The sequence below is a fragment of the Streptomyces sp. NPDC091377 genome (assembly GCF_044757045.1).
GTDB lineage: Bacteria > Actinomycetota > Actinomycetes > Streptomycetales > Streptomycetaceae > Streptomyces.
Genome location: NZ_JBIVUE010000056.1, coordinates 1 through 2,664, shown reverse-complemented (window position 1 = coordinate 2,664; position 2,664 = coordinate 1). Strand labels below are relative to the sequence as shown.

Below are 2,664 nucleotides of genomic sequence, written 5' to 3'. Positions count from 1 at the left end.
ACGATCACGGGCGGAAACGTCAACGACTGCACACAGTTCGAGCCGGTCATGGCCCGCATCACCATCAAACGGGAAGGACCCGGCCGGCCCCGCACTCGCCCCGACCGGGTGGCCGGCGACAAGGGCTACTCGTCCCGCAAGATCCGGGCCTACCTGCGCAGACGAGGCATCGCGTGCACCATCCCCGAACGCACCGACCAGATCAGCGGACGCCGACGACGCGGGGAGACACTCTGCCACCTCGACCGCACCGCCTACCGACGCCGCAACGTCGTCGAACGCTGCTTCAACAAGCTCAAGCAGAACAAAGCCCTCGGTGAGGTCGACTCGGGACGCCCTGCTGGTGTTTCCACCAGTGGGTTTCCCCGAGCCGCCTCCCGAACCCGGCGTGCCCGTCTCCGGGCACCGGGCTCTCCACAAATCCCGTTCCGGGCTGTTCAGTTCCTCATGCCGTAGTGGGCCACGGAGTGGGAATGAGCTTTCCCCGGTATCGGTATCTGGTCGTGCTTACCTTTGCCGGGTTGAACAGTTCCGCTTCCTCTGTGGCGGGCCACCAGCCGCCGCCGTAATAGCGTCGGCGGAGCTGTTTCCAAGTGATCCCGGGGTGCTTGCGTCGGATCCATCGTGTCACCCTCATCCACGCATAGTGGCTGAGGTAACAGAAAGCGACGTTCGAAACTCCGGGACGGAAATATGCGCACCATCCTCGCAACACCGAGTTCAGTCGGTGGAGCAAGGAATCCAGCGACAAGCCGACGTTCTGCCGTCCGGTCAGTTCCTTCACCTTGCCCGTGACGGAGCGCACTGATTTCCGTGCCGGGTAGGTGTAGATGTACTGCCGGTCAGTGCCCGGTTTCCGGTGGCGCTGGATGCGCCATCCGAGAAAGTCAAGGCCCTCGTCAATGTGCGTGATCTTTGTCTTCTCCACCGACAGGCAAAGGCCCATGGGCTTCAATGCCTCTGCCGCCTCGTCGCGTAGTTCCTCGGCGTGTTCTCGGCGCCCGAAGACGAGTACGAGGAAGTCGTCCGCATACCGGACCAGTCGGTAGTTGGGCAGTCCTCGGCGCCGTCTCCTGCGCCGGTCCTCGGAGGTGCCATCTGGTCCTCCGAGGCCCTGGGCGATGTGCTCGTCCAGGACCGAGAGTGCGATGTTGGCCAGCAGCGGCGACAGGATCCCGCCCTGCGGGGTCCCGGTGCGTGTGTCCGTGAAGGCCCCGTCACGGGACAGGATCCCGGACTTCAAGAACGCCTTCACCAAGGACACCACCCGCTTGTCCCCGATTTCGATTCCGCACCCGCTCCATGAGGGCCGGGTGCGAGATCTCGTCGAAGCACGCCGTGATGTCGCCTTCTACCACCCACTCGTATCCGTGGCTGGCGAGGTAGCGAGTTTCGGCGATCGCATCGTGAGCGCGGCGGTTCGGGCGGAACCCGTAGGAACACGGGAGGAAATCAGCTTCGAATACCGGCTCCAGCACCAGTTTCAAGGATGCCTGGACCACTCGGTCGGCCACGGTCGGAATCCCAAGACGACGAAGCTTGCCGTTCGTCTTGGGAATCATCCGCTCGCGGACGGGAACCGGGTGGAAGCTGCGGTCTCTGATCTGGGTCCGCAGCTTGTCGAGAAACGCCTCGACTCCTTGCCCGGCTTCGATGGAGCGGGCGGTCTTCCCATCCACTCCGGCCGTGCGGGCACCCTTGTTTCCCCGGACACGGTCCCACGCCACCAGCAGGAAGGCGGGATCGGCCACGAGGTTGAACAGGTCGTCGAACCTGCGATGAGAATCATCGGCAGCCCAACGGTGCAGCTTGGTCTGGATCTCCAGTACCCGGCGTTCGGCCTTCATCAAGGCCCATTCCAGCTCGTCGGTATTCACCGGCGACAGCCTCCTGGCATTCCAGTCTCCTTACTGCTGACTTGCTGGCCCCCTTCCCCATGTGACCGGCTTTCCCTGCCTCGGAGTACTACGGAGCCTCCGTCCTGCCCGACGGCCGTCAGTCGGCGATGGGCCTGCCCCCGATCGGACTGGATGTCCGACATGGGGGCGACCGCGGACAGTTCCCACGTTCACCACGAATCGATCGACAGGTGAGGTGCCCAGCTCTACCCCGGCAGCATCGCCACGCCTACGCCGCAGACTTTCAGCGTGGCCTCCCCACCGATGAGTAGAGTCGGCTTCGGAGTCGACCACCAACGAGCACTGGTCGTCGCGCACTGCATCCGGCCCAGATCCGCCAGGTTCGAGCCGGTGTCGTAATTACGGGGCGTCAGGCACTGATTTCTCGCGTGCACCTTCCTGTCTCGCTAGCCGGACCCGGGCCGTCTTGCAGTACCAACCCGTCCCGGCGTTGTCGGAGCTGCTTACCGCTCGGCTCGGCATCCCCCGAACCGAACTGCCCCCAGCTCCAGCCGGATTGCTACGACAACCCGGTGGTGAAGGTCTCTCACCTCACTCGATTCCATGGCGCCTCGTGGCGCACCCACGCGGTACGACAAACGAGCCCGCCACTACAAAGCCCTGACCACCCTCGCCTGCCTACGACTCTGGCTCCCCACCGACATTGCGGACACCCCCTAGTCTTCTGAGTCGGGAATTCTGTTCAGATGTGTAGGCTTGCGGTATGGCGCGTACGGGGCGGCCGAAGGCCAAGTTGACGTTGTCG

General features: G+C 64.0%; 2 protein-coding genes and 1 pseudogene. 1 reads left to right on the top strand and 2 read right to left on the bottom strand.

Annotation, left to right across the window (positions count from 1 at the left end; all coding sequences use genetic code 11):
• Positions 1-315: pseudogene (locus ACIQNG_RS39075) on the top strand (transposase); the annotation flags it as partial.
• Positions 316-445: 130 nt separating this feature from the next.
• On the opposite strand, the gene ACIQNG_RS39070 reads toward ACIQNG_RS39075, so the two are convergent.
• The gene (locus tag ACIQNG_RS39070) at positions 446-1,255 is read right to left on the bottom strand and encodes a group II intron maturase-specific domain-containing protein (protein ID WP_401492023.1); all 810 of its coding nucleotides are present in this window, start codon (positions 1,253-1,255) and stop codon (positions 446-448) included.
• A complete protein-coding gene (locus ACIQNG_RS39065; RefSeq protein ID WP_401492021.1) occupies positions 1,218-1,877 on the bottom strand; it encodes a reverse transcriptase domain-containing protein in 660 nt (219 codons plus the stop codon). Before ACIQNG_RS39065 ends, ACIQNG_RS39070 begins: the two co-directional genes overlap by 38 nt.
• Positions 1,878-2,664 lie beyond the last annotated feature (787 nt).